Source organism: Antarctobacter heliothermus, from assembly GCF_002237555.1.
GTDB classification, from domain to species: Bacteria; Pseudomonadota; Alphaproteobacteria; order Rhodobacterales; family Rhodobacteraceae; genus Antarctobacter; species Antarctobacter heliothermus_B.
In genome coordinates, this window is sequence record NZ_CP022540.1 from 1,782,432 (window position 1) to 1,796,455 (window position 14,024).

General features: G+C 59.7%; 12 protein-coding genes and 1 pseudogene. 11 read left to right on the plus strand and 2 right to left on the minus strand.

The genetic code is table 11. The features are described 5' to 3' along the window. Window positions 1-8: 8 nt before the first annotated feature. The 5 genes and pseudogenes from ANTHELSMS3_RS08425 to ANTHELSMS3_RS08445 all read left to right on the plus strand — a co-directional run. Window positions 9-812 (plus strand): ABC transporter ATP-binding protein, encoded by an 804-nt coding sequence (locus ANTHELSMS3_RS08425; protein ID WP_094034479.1) that lies wholly within the window; start codon window positions 9-11, stop codon window positions 810-812. Continuing rightward, window positions 809-1,624 (plus strand): ABC transporter permease, encoded by an 816-nt coding sequence (locus ANTHELSMS3_RS08430; protein WP_094034480.1) that lies wholly within the window; start codon window positions 809-811, stop codon window positions 1,622-1,624. The genes ANTHELSMS3_RS08425 and ANTHELSMS3_RS08430 overlap by 4 nt, the downstream gene beginning before the upstream one ends. Before the next feature lie 4 nt (window positions 1,625-1,628). Then, entirely contained in the window at window positions 1,629-2,102 is a 474-nt protein-coding gene (locus tag ANTHELSMS3_RS08435; RefSeq protein ID WP_094034481.1) for an OsmC family protein, read from the plus strand. Window positions 2,103-2,107: 5 nt separating this feature from the next. Continuing rightward, window positions 2,108-3,019 (plus strand): DMT family transporter, encoded by a 912-nt coding sequence (locus tag ANTHELSMS3_RS08440; protein ID WP_094034482.1) that lies wholly within the window; start codon window positions 2,108-2,110, stop codon window positions 3,017-3,019. Between the two features lie 183 nt (window positions 3,020-3,202). Continuing rightward, a pseudogene (locus ANTHELSMS3_RS08445) lies at window positions 3,203-3,325 on the plus strand (integrase core domain-containing protein); the annotation flags it as partial. Window positions 3,326-3,865: 540 nt separating this feature from the next. Here the strand turns inward: ANTHELSMS3_RS08445 and ANTHELSMS3_RS08450 are convergent. Continuing rightward, complete coding sequence (locus ANTHELSMS3_RS08450; protein ID WP_094034484.1) at window positions 3,866-4,735, minus strand: universal stress protein; 870 nt, start codon at window positions 4,733-4,735, stop codon at window positions 3,866-3,868. A gap of 137 nt (window positions 4,736-4,872) precedes the next feature. On the opposite strand from ANTHELSMS3_RS08450, the gene ANTHELSMS3_RS08455 reads away from it, so the two are divergent. From ANTHELSMS3_RS08455 to ANTHELSMS3_RS08465, 3 genes are read left to right on the plus strand one after another with little or no spacing between them, the layout of a single operon-like run. Next, entirely contained in the window at window positions 4,873-5,112 is a 240-nt protein-coding gene (locus ANTHELSMS3_RS08455; RefSeq protein ID WP_094037009.1) for a helix-turn-helix domain-containing protein, read from the plus strand. Between the two features lie 2 nt (window positions 5,113-5,114). Continuing rightward, window positions 5,115-6,845, plus strand: coding sequence for a cation:proton antiporter (locus tag ANTHELSMS3_RS08460; RefSeq protein WP_094034485.1), 1,731 nt, complete (start codon window positions 5,115-5,117; stop codon window positions 6,843-6,845). A gap of 42 nt (window positions 6,846-6,887) precedes the next feature. Beyond that, a complete protein-coding gene (locus tag ANTHELSMS3_RS08465) occupies window positions 6,888-9,587 on the plus strand; it encodes a cation-transporting P-type ATPase (RefSeq protein ID WP_254694886.1) in 2,700 nt (899 codons plus the stop codon). A 348-nt stretch (window positions 9,588-9,935) separates the two neighbouring features. On the opposite strand, the gene ANTHELSMS3_RS08470 is transcribed toward ANTHELSMS3_RS08465, so the two are convergent. Next, window positions 9,936-10,910 carry a LysR family transcriptional regulator gene (locus ANTHELSMS3_RS08470; RefSeq protein ID WP_094034486.1) on the minus strand — a complete coding sequence of 325 codons (975 nt, stop codon included), beginning with the start codon at window positions 10,908-10,910 and terminating at the stop codon, window positions 9,936-9,938. 308 nt (window positions 10,911-11,218) lie between these two features. On the opposite strand from ANTHELSMS3_RS08470, the gene speB reads away from it, so the two are divergent. From speB to ANTHELSMS3_RS08485, 3 genes are read left to right on the plus strand one after another with little or no spacing between them, the layout of a single operon-like run. Then, on the plus strand, window positions 11,219-12,286 hold the full coding sequence (gene speB / locus ANTHELSMS3_RS08475; RefSeq protein ID WP_094034487.1) for an agmatinase: 1,068 nt from the start codon (window positions 11,219-11,221) through the stop codon (window positions 12,284-12,286). Further along, window positions 12,283-13,167: an ABC transporter permease gene (locus ANTHELSMS3_RS08480; RefSeq protein WP_198319911.1), complete on the plus strand. Its 885-nt coding sequence runs from the start codon at window positions 12,283-12,285 to the stop codon at window positions 13,165-13,167. The genes speB and ANTHELSMS3_RS08480 overlap by 4 nt, the downstream gene beginning before the upstream one ends. Next, window positions 13,167-13,979 carry an ABC transporter permease gene (locus ANTHELSMS3_RS08485; RefSeq protein ID WP_094034488.1) on the plus strand — a complete coding sequence of 271 codons (813 nt, stop codon included), beginning with the start codon at window positions 13,167-13,169 and terminating at the stop codon, window positions 13,977-13,979. Before ANTHELSMS3_RS08480 ends, ANTHELSMS3_RS08485 begins: the two co-directional genes overlap by 1 nt. Window positions 13,980-14,024: the final 45 nt, after the last annotated feature.

Sequence of the window (14,024 nt, forward strand, 5' to 3'; positions counted from 1 at the left end):
GGGCTAGAATGGATGGAAGTTTTCAAGTGAGCGATGCGGCCACACCTTATGTCCAGATTAATGCAGTGGGGAAGGTCTACGCCTCTCCCCGCGGCGACGTGGTGGCGCTGGAGGACATCAACCTCGACATCAGGCCGGGTGAGTTCGTCAGCATCGTCGGCCCCTCTGGCTGCGGCAAGAGCACGCTGTTCAAGTGCCTCGCCGGGCTGGAGCCGGTGACATCTGGAGCCATGCATGTGGCCGGAGGGCCGCTATCCGGCCCTCCGGAATCGCTGGGCATGGTGTTCCAGCGCGACGTGCTGCTGGACTGGCGCACGATCCTCGACAACGTGCTGTTGCAGGCGGAATTCCGGAACCTGCCCAAGGCAAAGTACCGTGATCGCGCCGCGCAACTGCTGCAACGTTTCGGACTTGGCGGGTTCGAAAAGATGTACCCGTGGGAGCTGTCGGGTGGGATGCGCCAGCGCGCCTCGATCTGTCGGGCGTTGCTGTGCGATCCCGACATGTTGCTGATGGACGAGCCTTTTGGCGCGCTGGACGCCATGACGCGGGACGATCTGAACCTCGAGCTGACAAGGATCTGGCAGGGCAGTGAAAAGACGGTGCTGTTCATCACGCACTCCATTGCCGAGGCGGTCTATCTATCGGACCGGGTGGTGATGATGTCGCGCAGCCCCGGAGAGATCGTTGATGTCATCGACATCGATCTGCCGCGCCCGCGCCCCTTGTCGATCCGAGAGACCCCGGAGTTCGGAGCCTACACTCAGAAGATCCGGCACCACTTTGCCGAACTGGGGATCCTGAAAGAATGAAAAAACTTTACTCTGCCCTGTCGGGCGACAACCGGACCCGCGATGTGCTGCTTGTGCTGGTCGTCTCGGTCCTTCTGTGGGAAGCGGCGGTGGCCATCTTCCAGCCGCCGCTGATCTTTCTGCCGCCGCCCTCGGCGGTCTGGGCAGAATTCATGTCCAGCCCCGGCGTATTCCTGAAACACATGGGCTATACGCTCTCGACCACCGCCGTGGCCTTTGCCCTTTCGGTGATCTTGGGTGTATTCCTCGCGGTCTGTATCGTGCAATCACCCTTTCTGGAGCGGACAGTCTACACGTTGCTGGTGGCGCTCAACTCCGTGCCCAAGGTGGCTCTGGCGCCGCTCTTTGTGATCTGGCTGGGGGTGGGCGTGGCGCCCAAACTGGCGGTTGCGATCATGCTGGCGATCTTTCCCATCGTCATCGACACGGTACTGGGCCTGCGTTCGGTCGAGCCGGACATGATCAGTCTGGCCAAGACCTCACGCGCGTCGCGCTTCCAAGTCCTGATGAAGATCCAGTTTCCAAACGCATTGCCCAGCTTGTTTGCGGGCATGAAGGTGGCGGTTTCCTTTGCGCTGGTCGGGGCCATCGTGGGTGAGTTCGTGGCGGGCGGCAACGGTCTGGGCTTCCTCGTGCTGGTGGCACAGGGGCAATTCGACACCACGCGGGTCTTCGTGTCCCTTGTCCTGCTGGGCTTGATGGGCACCATCCTGTTCTACGCAGTGGATTTTCTTGAACGACTGATGCTGCCTTGGCATGTTTCGCAACGCGGTCATCGGCCATCGGCTGCGCCCGTAGCGGCAGGAGTGTGACGATATGAACGTGAACGTGAATGAAAACCGCAACAAGCGCGCACGAGTGGCCAAAGCAGCCCATGTGTCCGGCTGCCGAATGGACCTGAATGTCCGCCATTTTGGCCCGATGACGGCGGATGAGCCGGAAATCGCGGGCGGCACCGACAAGGGTCCGTCACCCTTGGAATATGTGACCTCGGGGTTAGCGGCCTGCCAGCTTGTAACTGTGACCAAGATCGCGGACGCCATGGAGTTTTCCTATTCCGACCTCACCGTTGACGCTGAGGCGGATGTCAAGTTCCGTGCCGCTAAGGGTGCCATGAGCCCGATCCCCCGCTTTTCGGCAGCCAGGCTTGTGGTTCGGATGCAAAGCCCGGAGCCGCCTGAGCGCCGTGCGCTGCTCGAAGAGTTGGTGGAAGAACGTTGCCCGGTCAGCAATCTCTTCCTCGACGCAGGGCTGGCACCCGAGGTCGTCTGGACCTTTGAGCCCGCCTGACCCCCATGCGTCCCACGACTCTCGGCATCTGCGCGCTGCTCGCTACGGCCGTCCTTTGGGGTAGCAACCATGTGGTCGCCCGAGCCGCCAACGGTATCGTTCCGTTGGCGGCTTTTGTATTCTGGCGATGGGCGCTGGCACTGCCGATCATGCTTGCCATTGCCTGGCCCTCGATCCGGCGCCACCGTGCGCTCATTCGGTCGGAATGGCGCGACCTGTGCCTGATTGGGACACTGGGGGTTGGCGTCTTCTCGGCATTGCTTGTGGCAGGGGCCTACTACAGTCGCGCAGTCGAAGTGAGCATGATCAATGCGACGACCCCGGCATGGGTGGCACTGATGTCCGTGCACCACCGAGACAGCCGTTTGGGCGGTGTCCAATGGGCAGGTCTGTCAATTGCTATGCTGGGAACCCTTCTAATCATCTCTCGCGGCGACCTGACGTCACTGACGCAGATCGAGGCGCGAACGGGCAATTTCTTGGCGCTTGCCGCTGCAATACTCTTCGCATGGTTCGGCATCAGGCTGCGGCGCTATTCGGGCCGCTTGCCCGCCTTCACCCTAACGACAGTCACAGCAGTCTTTGGCACGGCGATCATTTCCCTGCCCTATTATCTGATCGCAGTGTATGTTCTGCATCTACCCGTTCTTGCGACGGTTCCCGGCACCGAAGTGACTGCCGCGTTAATTATCTTGTATTGCGCCGTGGGTCCGACATTGCTGGGCAATGCCTTTTTCATCTATGGATTGTCGGTGATCGGACCGCAGAGGGCCTCCTCGTTTCTTTATGCCGCTCCGATCGCGTCCTCTGTGCTTGCGGTGGTCTTTCTAGGTGAAATCCTGCGCCCGTATCACTTTGTAGGATACGCCATGATCCTGACGGGACTTGTCATGGTGAATAGACGCCGCAGTGAATGACCGTGATGCGCTCTCCTGAAATGCCCGGTGTTTGAAGTTGGCCTGTTCTCCACGCTAGGAGACAGGCAAAGCAGAAGAGGCCTTTCAAAAGGCAGATCAATCGTTGCCCGGCAGGTGATTTGCAAAACCGTTCCACCGAGAGGGGGAGTTCTAATGCAGCATCAGGCCGGGATGGGCACCAAGGAACTGTGCCGGAATGAGCACCTGATCGCCAGTCTGCGCCACGCCCGCAGGGTGATCTCGGCTTGGGGTGACGGCTACAACCATCACCGCCCACACACGAGCCTCGAAGAGCTCACTCTGTAAGGGTAATGAGCGACGAGTGCCCGATCGTTGCCGCGAGATGCACCAGTAACAAGAATAGTTGAACTGTTTTCGGTCATCGGGAGGCGTCCTGTTCGATTTGGCGTCTCAACAGGAACTCGCGGCGTTGGCATCTACAGGATTGAATAATCATGCCAATCTCGCAGAGAGGTAAGCTAAGCCTAATTGAACGTATCCATCCTGATACCGATGTGGCTTGGCACTGGCAAAGCTGGTGCGCAATGCCTTGGACAATGGGGCACCTGCAACCCACTTACATCCCGAGCACCCTTGGCTTTGGGGGGGCACCAGGGCCCAGGCCATTGGATTTTTGCCGACTCCTGAAGAGGGCACACACCAACTGAGCTCGAGGATACGAACTTGTGCACAATTGATCCAACAGGTCCGAAGCGGTCATGCAGCCAAACATAGCCGAATGTCTTCACGGAGGTGCGCAAATGTCTGCTTCTGGATAATTTCCTAGGTCCTGCGCGCACTGTGGCAAGAATCCCGCTCAGTCGTTGCGCATGACATCATTAATCATCAGGTATGCGATGTGGACGTTGAAGGGACGGCAAGCACGTCGCAGTCTGCCATGCGCAGTACGTCCTCTGCGACACTGCCCAGAACGAACCTTGCAACGCCTTCCCGGCTTTGTGATCCCACAACGACCAGACCGGCCGCTTCATCCTTGGCGGCCTTCAGGATCTCGTCTGCCGGTGCGTGTAGCCCCAACCGCACAAGCTGACGTCGCGATTGCACACCCGTGGTCTTTACGAACTCCGCTAGGTTTTTTGCCGCTTCTCTGCGCTGTTCGTCGATGTAGTCTTCGCGCTCGTTCACGGGCATGATGTGGCTCATGGCTAGGCGTGTCGCGGGTGCATCGTAGACATGCACAAACGTGACATCGGCCCCATCCGTAAGGCCCAAGGCGATGCAGGTCGTCGCCGCGCGCGTGGCGCCAACGGACAGATCGGTGGCCAGCATCACATGTCGGTACGGGCCAACCGGGGGGGCATTGACCATGAGTACGGGACAGCCAACAGTACGGATTGTCCGCTCGGCGGTGGTTCCGACGAACACATCGCGCAAGGCTTGCCGCCGATGCGGGCCGATAACCAAAAGATCCGGTGCCTCTTCTTCAGTTGCACGCGCGATGCCGACAAAGGCGTCGGCCAGTACGACACGGGTGTCGCAGGATACCCCGTCGACAAACTGCACCGTGCTCTGCAATTGTCGCAGCAGGTCAGAGGCGGCGGCGCTTTCCATTTCAACGATGCGGCGTGGTTGGTCGTCGTCAACAACGTGAATAATCGACAGGGACCCCCCGAACTGTTGCGCGAGCAACGTCGCACGCCGGAGCGCGCGATCTGACCTCTCGGAAAAGTCGGTGGCCAGCATGATCTTCTTCATGTCGCTCTCCTGAACGCAACATCGATCCTAGTGTTTCCCACCAAATCATGTCGTCTGCGATCTGCGTTGATCCAAATCAAATCAAATACACCAAACTTCGCTACACTGCGCGGTGCCGCACCACACAGGTAACTGGGATGACGCGCGAACAATATCAAACAGTGAAAGAGGTCGCTGACCTGCTCAAAGTAAACGAAGCCTCTGTAAGAAACTGGATCAAAAGCGGCCAGTTGCGCGCAATCGAGATCGGCAAGGGGTGGCGGGTCGCCGACAGCGATCTGGAGGCGTTTCTTTGCAGTCATTCAACGCGCGCCAAGGACATCACTCATCAGGAGGACGAGGCCAGCCAGGGCGGCGACTCTGAACACGAAAGCTAGACATGATAGGTAGCCTGCTCCACACGCCCTTCGCTGAAATCGCAGTCCTTCTTGTCCTGGCGGCAGCCATCGGCTTGTTCGGACTGCTGTTGCGCCAACCACTGATCGTCAGCTTTATTGCCGTCGGTCTGATCGCCGGTCCGTCGGCGCTTGATGTTGTCCATTCTGACGAACAAATCGACTTGCTGTCGGAACTCGGGATTGCCGTACTGCTGTTTCTTGTCGGCATCAAACTTGACGTGAAACTCATTCGATCGCTTGGTGCGGTCTCGTTGCTGACCGGGCTTGGGCAGGTCGCATTTACCTCGATCTTTGGGTACTTGATCGGCCTCGCGCTAGGGCTGGGGCATGTCACCAGCGTTTATGTCGCCGTGGCGCTGACCTTTTCGTCGACCATCATCATCGTCAAGCTGTTGTCGGATAAGCGCGAAATTGACAGCCTGCATGGCCAAATCGCCCTTGGTTTCCTAATCGTTCAGGATCTTGTGGTTGTTCTGGCGATGATCGTTTTGTCAGCCGTCGGGATTGGCGCGGTGGGCGAAGGTGGGGAGCATAGCGGGGGATCGATGCCAATTGTGCTGGCCTCGGGCGTCGCCATGGTGGCTGTGATCATCCTGTTCGTGCGTTATGTCGCCAATCCGCTGACTGAACGGCTGGCGCGTGCGCCGGAACTGCTGGTGATCTTTGCCATCGCCATGGCGGCGATGTTCGCAGCGGCAGGCGATCTTGTGGGTCTCGGCAAAGAGGTTGGCGGCTTGCTGGCGGGCGTCGCGCTTGCCTCCACTCCCTATCGTGAGACGATTGCGGCGCGTCTGGCACCGTTGCGGGACTTTCTGCTGCTGTTCTTCTTCATCGCGCTTGGCTCTGCGCTGGATCTGTCGTTGCTGGGCGCGCATGTTACCGGAGCCATCGTGTTTTCGCTCTTTGTTCTGATCGGTAATCCACTGATCGTGCTCGCGATCATGGGGGCCATGGGGTATCGCAAGCGCACCGGCTTTCTGGCCGGGATGACAGTGGCCCAGATCAGCGAGTTTTCCCTGATCTTCGTGGCAATGGGTGTCTCTCTTGGCCATGTTCAGGACGACGCGCTTGGCCTTGTCACAATGGTTGGACTGGTCACCATTGCGGCCTCTACCTACATGATCACCTATTCGCACCAACTCTATGCGCTTTTCGGACCGCTGCTTGGCATTTTTGAGCGTAAAGGCACTCCGCGTGAGCCGTCTGAATCCAGTGGCCACAGCACCCACAGCTACAATGTGATCGTCTTTGGGTTGGGGCGCTTTGGCACGGCCATCGGGATGCGGCTGAAGAAACGGGGCATCCGGGTGTTGGGCATCGACTTCAATCTGATGGCGGTGCGGCGCTGGCGTGAACTTGGGCTAGAGACCGAATTTGGCGATGCCACTGACCCGGAGTTCGTCGCCGAACTACCGATAGATCGCGCCGATTGGATCATCTCGACCGTGCCGATCCATCCGACGGGGCTCAGTCATGAGGATACGCGCAGGACCCTGATCCAACTGGTCAGGATGTCTGGTTTTTCTGGTCGCGTGGCTGTGGCCTCGCACCACCCCAAGGACACTGAAGATTTGTTTGCCTCTGGCGCTGACTTGGTGCTGGAGCCGTTTCAGGACGCCGCCGACCGGGCCGTGGATCTGCTGTGCGGCGCTCCGGCGGAAGAGCGGACTGAGATTCCACCCATTGAGACAGAACAAAAACAGGAACCCTGATGCGACATAGAGCGATCATTTGGGGAAAAAGGACTTATTAAGATGCCTGACATCAACATGCCGCCGCGGTGCCACGCGATTTCTGCTGGCGACGCTCTGCAGGTACTTGCCGCTACGGAATATGGTCTTGATGCCGAAGAGGTTGTCCGGCGTCAGGCCGAGTACGGGCTGAACCGTTTACCAGACCCACCAAAGCGCAGTCCGCTCCTGCGGTTCCTAGCGCATTTTCACAACGTATTGATCTATGTTCTGATCGCCTCTGCGGTGGTGACAGGCGCGCTGCAGCACTGGGTCGATACCGGTGTGATCCTTACCGTGGTCGTCGTGAACGCGGTGATTGGTTTCATCCAGGAAGGCCGGGCCGAACAGGCGATGGACGCGATCCGAGGGATGTTGGCGCCGCGGTCAGCCGTGTTGCGCAATGGGGTGCGGGTCAGTGTGGATGCCGCCGAACTGGTGCCCGGCGATATTGTCCTGATCGAGGCTGGCGACCGTGTACCTGCCGATCTTCGGCTGATCCAGTCGCGCGGGCTCAAGGTAGAAGAGGCGATCTTGACTGGTGAATCCGTGCCGGTCGACAAGGCCATTGCCCCCGTGGCAGAGGAGGCGGCCCTTGGTGATCGCACCTCGATGCTGTTCTCCGGGACACTGGTGTCCGCCGGGGTCGGGCGCGGCGTGGTCGCAGCGACGGGGGCGGCAACCCAGATTGGCCGGATCAGCGGGATGCTTAGTCAGGTCGAGACGTTGACGACACCGCTCGTGGCGCAGATGGATCGCTTCGCGCGCTGGCTGACGGTGTTTATCCTGATCGTGGCTGCATCGCTGCTGGCCTACGGGTATTTCGTTGGGCACATGCTCTTTTCGGATCTGTTCATGGCCGTCGTTGGATTGTCGGTGGCCGCGATCCCCGAAGGATTGCCAGCGGTGCTGACGATCACGCTGGCCGTTGGCGTGCGGGCAATGGCACAGCGCAATGCCATCGTGCGCCGCTTGCCAGCGATCGAAACCTTGGGCTCTGTCTCGGTGATCTGTTCGGACAAGACGGGGACATTGACCCGCAACGAGATGATGGTGGCATCGCTGGCGGATGCGGGCCACGTCTATTCCGTGGATGGCAACGGATATGCCCCCGAGGGCGCGGTGTCCTTGAGCGGGGCCAACGCACTTCCCGGTGAACACCCGGTGCTAATGGAATTCGCGCGCACGGCAGGGCTGTGTAACGACGCGATGTTGCGCTCCCATGAGGCGGGTTGGCGGGTCGAGGGTGATCCGATGGAGGGTGCTCTGATGGCGCTTGCCGGCAAGATCACAGATGACGGAACGAACACGTTCCGCCAGTGGATTCGCATGGACGCGATCCCCTTTGATGCGGTCCACCGCTATATGGCAACCTTGCACTGTGATGGCGCGGGGCTTTCGCGCATCCATGTCAAAGGCGCGCCCGAAGCGGTGCTCGCGCTCTGCGGCGATCAGCGCGCGGTACATGGCAGGGCAGAACCGCTCGACGTGGCGTATTGGAACGACAAGGTGGAGGAATTGGCAGGCGAAGGCCAACGCGTCCTCGCGATGGCGGTGCGCGATATGCCGGATCAGCACGCTGATCTGACGACTGCCGATCTTGACGGGCACCTTACATTGATAGGGCTGATCGGCTTGATCGACCCGCCGCGTGCCGAGGCCATCAAGGCGGTGGCAGAATGTCATGAGGCCGGGATCCGGGTGAAGATGATCACCGGCGATCATGCTGCAACCGCCCGCGCCATTGCTGGTATGATTGGGCTGAAGAACGACGATCGCGTGCTGACTGGCGCGGATCTGGAGGCAATGGATGACGCCGCGCTGGCGGATGCGGCGGTTCATACCGACATCTTCGCCCGCACCTCGCCGGCGCACAAGCTGCGACTGGTTGCGGCGCTTCAGGCGCGCGGGCTAACTGTTGCCATGACCGGTGACGGGGTGAATGACGCTCCTGCACTCAAACGCGCGGATGCGGGCATCGCCATGGGGCTCAAGGGCAGCGAGGCGGCGAAGGAGGCCGCCGAACTCGTCCTCGCTGACGATAATTTCGCCTCTATCGCCGCCGCCGTGCGCGAGGGGCGTACGGTCTACGACAACATCAAAAAGGTGATCAGCTGGACCCTGCCCACCAACGCCGGTGAGGCCATGACCATCATGGTAGCGCTTTTTGCTGGCATGGCATTGCCGATCACCGCTGTGCAGATCCTGTGGGTGAACCTAATCACCGCTGTTACGCTCGGCCTTGCCCTCGCCTTCGAGCCGTCTGAGCCGGGAACCATGCACCGGCCGCCGCGTCCAAGGAACGAACCGCTGCTGACGGGCGGGTTGATCTGGCACATCGTGTTCGTGTCGACGCTGTTTCTGGCGGCGGTGTTCGGCATGTATTTCTACGCCATTGACCGTGGGTATTCCGTAACCTCGGCCCAGACTGTTTCGATGAACACGCTGGTCGTGCTGGAGATCTTCCACCTGTTTTTCATACGCAACATCTACGGAACCTCGCTGACATGGGCGGCAGCAAAAGGCACTCGGGTCGTCTGGGGATGCGTGATCTCGGTCACGGCGGCACAATTTGCCATCACCTACCTGCCGCCTCTTCAAACGGTTTTCGGAACCGAGGGCGTGCCTGTGCGCGACGGCCTATTGATCGTTGCCGTCGGTGTCGTCTTTTTCGCGTTGATCGAGACGGAGAAAAAGATGCGTTTGGCATTCCGTGGCCCGTAGTTGGTCCGCTCGAACGCTCTAATGTGTCGGTTTTTCCAACACGTGGAATTGCCGCCCTCCTCCTGCATTGCGTTGCAAACCCTGTGCGTAGCCGGTCTCCCCAGATGACTCGATGCAGGTTTATGCGGCTTTGTTTCGATAGTTTCCGTGACGCGCGCGTCGATACTTGACGCTGAATTGGGTTCTATCCAGTCCAAACGCAATGCAAAGTGGCTCTGTGTTTTAAGGTTGCCTGGCTGTCCGCTTCACCAGCTTTGGCATGTCCTGGTATCCATTGCGGCGTTCAACAGCCCCCCACTCGGACCAACATGGCAATCGGCGCCATGTCCCAAAGGTGCTCCAAAACGCTTACGGGCAAATGGCGATGCCGCCTGGATCATTTTGATCTAGCTTGGATACGCCAAGGGCGGTGGTCTTTTGACGGCGAACCGATGCAAGGCAGTCGATGAAGGTCTGTACCAACGTTGATCGCGGGCCATCCACACGCCGCACGAACTCGAAGGGCGCCGTATAGCCCATGTCTTCGGGCAGGAGCACGACCATTTCTCCGCGCCGTATCCACGGCTCGGCTAGATGGTCCGGCAAGTACCCCAGATAGCGCCCGGAAAGGATCATGAGTGCGACGGCTTCCATGTGGGCGGCAAAGCTGGCGGGCTCTTTGTCATCGGATAATTGCTGGCGCAGGTAGCTTCGGGATATGAACGGGTATCGGCTGATCGCGTCCGGAGAAAGCTCGGTGTCGCTTCGGGTGGACAGGGGGTGACGCGCTCCGCAAACCAGCAATTGTCGTTCGTCGAAAAGCCAATCGTACCGCAGGCTGGCGCCGTGGTGAAAGAAAGACCCAATGCCAATATCGCACTCTCCGTTCAGAACCGACAGTTCGATGTTGTCCGGGGTGTCGACATAGATCCGCAACCGGGCCTCTGGCGCTTTCTGGGTAAAGAGGTCGATAGCGTCGGGCAAAGGGCTGGCAGGATTGCTGGACACATGATCAACGACGTGAACCGCTAGGTCGCCGACCAACCCGTCCCGCAGGCTGGACATGCGCGCCTCGAAACTTCCGACGGAGTCGAAGAGCGTCCGTGCCGCATCTATCACCTGCTGGCCTTCCTCCGTGAGGCGAAATCCACCGCGCCCTCGGTGACACAGCCGGAACCCGAGCTGTTGTTCAAGTTCCGACATCTGGTTGGACACGGTCGACTGTCCGAGGTTGAGCGCTGCCTGCGCCTGAGCAAATCCGCCATGCTTTACGATCTCCATGAACAGGCGCAATAGGCGGAAGTCTTTGTAAAACAGCTTCTGGCCAACATTGGTCTGGTTCATTTTCGGGTCCCCTCGGCACGATTTTGCGTCTTGGTGCTCGGAAATTAGACATGCTCTCCGCCAATCAATCTTAATCTGGAGGGGCGGGCTCTCGTTTCCGCCCTTGTGCGGAACGCGTACATTTGTCCGGATGGGGGTGGTTTTGCTCTGAAATCACCCGATTTTCGGGTGGCTGCGTAGAAAATCGGCATGACGTGAAACGTGGCCCTCATTCATGTCCGGTTGGGAATATTTGCTCCCGGTGCCCGATATTGAAGACGCGCCGGTCGTTTGTCTTGCTTGGGGCTGGAACTTGGACCGGAGCCCGCATGAAGGACGACACCGAAAAACTCGACAGGCTACGCGCCCGTTTCATGGATCGCCCAAGTGGCGAGTTCGAAAATCCGCGATTTGCTCGCGTGGCGGAAAAACTGTTCTCCGCCAGCGGTACGCGTCTGGCGCCCTATGCGGGTCGCCCGACGCTGCTGTCCGCACCAGCACGGATGGTGGACCCGGAATCACCAGATTTCTCTGGGTTGGACGTGGCGCTGGTTGGTATGCCGATGGACCTTGGTGTGACCAATCGGCCCGGGGCGCGGTTCGGCCCGCGCGCTCTGCGAGACATCGAGCGGATCGGTCCTTACAACCATGTGTTGGATTGCGTGCCGGTGGGCGAACTGAGGATCGCTGATATCGGGGATGTCCCGTTCAGAAGCCGTTTCGCGCTGGAGGACAGTCATGCTGATATCGAGAACTGGATCAGCTTGATCGTCGAGGCGGGGGTCTTGCCGGTCTCCGTTGGCGGGGACCATTCCATCACCCATCCTATCCTGCGAGCGCTGGGACGTGACCGACCGGTGGGGATGATCCACATCGACGCACATTGCGACACGTCCGGGCCTTTCGACGGCACCAAGTTCCATCATGGTGGCCCGTTCCGCAACGCCGTGCTCGACGGTGTGCTGGACCCGGAACGCACCATCCAGATTGGGATCCGCGGCTCCTCTGAATATCTTTGGGAGTTTAGCGAGGCCAGCGGCATGACAGTAGTGCATGCCGAGGACATCACCGAGGCAGGACTGCCGGACCTTATCCAGCGCGCGCGCGACGTGGTGGGCGAGGGACCGACCTATCTGTCCTTTGATATCGACAGTCTGGACCCCGCCTTTGCACCAGGCACCGGCACGCCGGAAGTGGGCGGATTGACCACCCGTGAGGCGTTGAGCCTGCTGCGGGGGATGAAAGGTCTGAATCTTGTGGGCGCGGATATCGTCGAAGTTGCGCCGCAATACGATGCCACAACGAATACCGCTCAGGCGGGCGGGCAGGTCCTGTTCGAATTGGCAAGCCTGATGTGCTTTTCGCCCGCCGTCAGCCACAAGGGGCTGACCCGGTGAGCGGCATCAAGATCCTCTCTGCGTCGGCATCGTCCGGCTTGCCGCGAATGGACAAAACCCAACTCATCGTATGGACCATGGCGCTGCTGCCCATCGTGGTCCTGTGCGTTTTCTACTTCTACCCTCTACTGCGGGTTCTGACGATCTCGTTCACTGAACCGACCCTTGGGTTAGAGAATTACCGCGACATCTTTAGCAGTTCCGCCGTGCGGCGGGTGCTGAAGACCACGCTTTGGATCTGCACGATCGCGTCGGCCGTATCGCTACTGTTCGGCTACTTGCTTGCCTATGCAATCGTACATGCCTCCACCCGGTGGCAAAGCTGGATGCTGCTCGCGGTGCTGCTGTCTTTCTGGGTCTCGGTCCTGATCCGCGCATTTGCTTGGATCGCGCTGCTGCAAACCCGCGGTTTGGTGAACGAAACGCTGCAGTTCATGGGGCTGATCGACGAACCTATCCGTTTTATCCGCAACACCTTCGGCGTGATCCTCGGCATGGTTCACTACATGATCCCCTATGCGGTGCTGCCGTTGATGGCCAACATGCGCACCATAGACACACGGTATGTTCCGGCTGCGCGGGGTCTTGGCGCGTCGCCGTTCGGCGCGTTCTGGCGGGTTTTCCTGCCGCTTAGTCTGCCGGGTCTAATCAGCGCCTCGATCCTCGTCTTCATCTTCTCAATCGGGTTCTACATCACGCCTGCGCTGCTGGGCGGGGGGCGCTCGACCATGTTGGCGGAATATATCGCGCTACAGGTCAATGAGACATTGGCCTGGGGGCAGGGAACCGCGCTGGCGTCGAGCATGTTGTTCGTTGTTTTCGCGATGCTGCTTGCGCTGGGCCGGATCGTAAAGTTCCGCAATATGTTCGGAGCAGGGTGATGGAGAGGTTACGCGGTGGCGCCGGATTCGCCTTCACCCTTTGTCTGGCATGGCTGTTGATTGCCTTCCTGATCCTGCCCCTGTTGGTGGTCATCCCGATTTCTTTCACGCCAGAGCGCTACCTGTCTATGCCCGAAGGCGAGTATTCGTGGCGTCACTACGAAACGCTGTTCACCGACCGCCGCTGGCGCAAGGGCATCTTTGACAGCACAGTCGTGGCGCTGGGGGCGTCTTGTCTGGCCATCATTCTCGGCACAATCTGCGCTATCGGCTGCTGGAAACTATCCTCACGACTGGGCGAGACGATCAGGGTTCTGGCGTTGACCCCGATGATCGTACCTCCGATCGTCCATGCGCTTGGCATGTACCGGGTCTGGGTCGATTACGGACTGATCGACAGCTACCTAGGACTGATCCTTGCACATGCGATGAAGGGTATTCCCTTCGTGGTGATCTCGGTCTCGGCGGTGATGTCGAATTTCGATCCCCGGCTGGAACAGGCGGCGCGCAGTCTGGGCGCGGGGCCGCTGACCGCTATGCGTCTGACGATCCTGCCGAATATCTGGCCCGGTGTTCTGGCAGGCGGGGTCTTTGCCTTTGCTATCTCTTGGGACGAGATCGTTGTGGCCCTCTTCCTGACGCGGCGCGCGGTCTACACGCTGCCGCGCCAGATCTGGGACGGGATACAGGACAACATTTCGCCCGCAGTGGCGGCGGTCGGTGTGCTGCTGATCTTTGTCACAATCCTCGCCGTGCTGGGCAAGATGGCATGGGATCGGCGGATGGCCACCCGCGAGAGCCGCCGCGCATGACACATCAGCCAACCACGCTCCCACACGGTTCCGCAGTCTTTTCGA

Bases quoted from the DNA above. Each gene is read 5' to 3' on its own strand.
- ANTHELSMS3_RS08425 (WP_094034479.1), top strand. From the start codon at position 9: ATGGATGGAAGTTTTCAAGTGAGCGATGCGGCCACACCTTATGTCCAG.
- ANTHELSMS3_RS08430 (WP_094034480.1), top strand. From the start codon at position 809: ATGAAAAAACTTTACTCTGCCCTGTCGGGCGACAACCGGACCCGCGAT.
- ANTHELSMS3_RS08435 (WP_094034481.1), top strand. From the start codon at position 1,629: ATGAACGTGAACGTGAATGAAAACCGCAACAAGCGCGCACGAGTGGCC.
- ANTHELSMS3_RS08440 (WP_094034482.1), top strand. From the start codon at position 2,108: ATGCGTCCCACGACTCTCGGCATCTGCGCGCTGCTCGCTACGGCCGTC.
- ANTHELSMS3_RS08450 (WP_094034484.1), bottom strand. From the start codon at position 4,735: ATGAAGAAGATCATGCTGGCCACCGACTTTTCCGAGAGGTCAGATCGC.
- ANTHELSMS3_RS08455 (WP_094037009.1), top strand. From the start codon at position 4,873: ATGACGCGCGAACAATATCAAACAGTGAAAGAGGTCGCTGACCTGCTC.
- ANTHELSMS3_RS08460 (WP_094034485.1), top strand. From the start codon at position 5,115: ATGATAGGTAGCCTGCTCCACACGCCCTTCGCTGAAATCGCAGTCCTT.
- ANTHELSMS3_RS08465 (WP_254694886.1), top strand. From the start codon at position 6,888: ATGCCTGACATCAACATGCCGCCGCGGTGCCACGCGATTTCTGCTGGC.
- ANTHELSMS3_RS08470 (WP_094034486.1), bottom strand. From the start codon at position 10,910: ATGAACCAGACCAATGTTGGCCAGAAGCTGTTTTACAAAGACTTCCGC.
- speB (WP_094034487.1), top strand. From the start codon at position 11,219: ATGAAGGACGACACCGAAAAACTCGACAGGCTACGCGCCCGTTTCATG.
- ANTHELSMS3_RS08485 (WP_094034488.1), top strand. From the start codon at position 13,167: ATGGAGAGGTTACGCGGTGGCGCCGGATTCGCCTTCACCCTTTGTCTG.